We start from the raw sequence: 887 nt of genomic DNA on the forward strand, positions 1-887 counted from the left end.
GTCGCCGAACGTAGTCAGCCGGCTCAAGGCGCAGTGGGCAGACGAACACCGGCTATGGAATCAGCGCGATCTCCCGGGGTCACGCTGGGTCTACTGGTGGGCCGACGGCATCCATACGGGGCTGCGCAGCGACGACTCCGACGGCCAGTGTCTGCTCGTGATCATCGGCGTCACCCCGGAAGGCAAGAAGGAGCGCGTGGCGATCGCCGACGGCTATCGGGAATCAAAGGATTCGTGGGTCGAAGTGTTGCTGGACCTGAAGTCGCCAGGCTTGCAAGGCGCTCCCCGGCTCGCGGTGGGCGACGGCGCGATGGGCCTGTGGGCGGCGCTGGCCGAAGTGTTCCCGCAAACCCGGCACCAGCGCTGCCGGTTTCACAAGGCCGGTAACGTACTCAACGCGCTACCCCAATCCCAGCACGGGCGCGCCAAGGCGGATCTGCAGGCAATCTGGATGGCTGCTACACGCGAAGAGGCGCTCATTGCCTTTACGCACTTCATCAACGTCTATTCGGCGAAATATCCGAAAGCGACGGAGAAACTCACGCGTGATCGCGACGAACTGCTTGCGTTTTACGATTTCCCGGCCGAGCACTGGCAACACGTTCGCACGACAAACCCGATCGAGTCGACCTTCGCCACCGTCCGGCATCGCACGACGCGCACGCGCAACTGCGTCTCACGTCCGACCTTCCTGGGCCTCGCATTCAAGCTCATCGAATCGGCCGAACAGTCGTGGCTTCGCATTCGCGGCGCTGACAAAATCGCGCCCCTCCTGCAAGGCATTCCTTTCAGAAATGGCATCCCGGTGATCGACAGCACACCGGTTCAGCAATCGCTCGCCGCCTGATGAACCTGCTCACCGCGTACACCAGATTTGACAATTGCTC

1 protein-coding gene is annotated in these 887 nt (G+C 62.3%); it reads left to right on the forward strand.

Translation table 11 applies throughout. From position 1 onward, the window contains the following. The coding region (locus HV796_RS42820; RefSeq protein ID WP_175233624.1) for an IS256 family transposase at positions 1-847 on the forward strand (847 nt) is incomplete at its 5' end. Positions 848-887: the final 40 nt, after the last annotated feature.

This window comes from Paraburkholderia humisilvae (assembly GCF_902859855.1).
GTDB lineage: Bacteria > Pseudomonadota > Gammaproteobacteria > Burkholderiales > Burkholderiaceae > Paraburkholderia > Paraburkholderia humisilvae.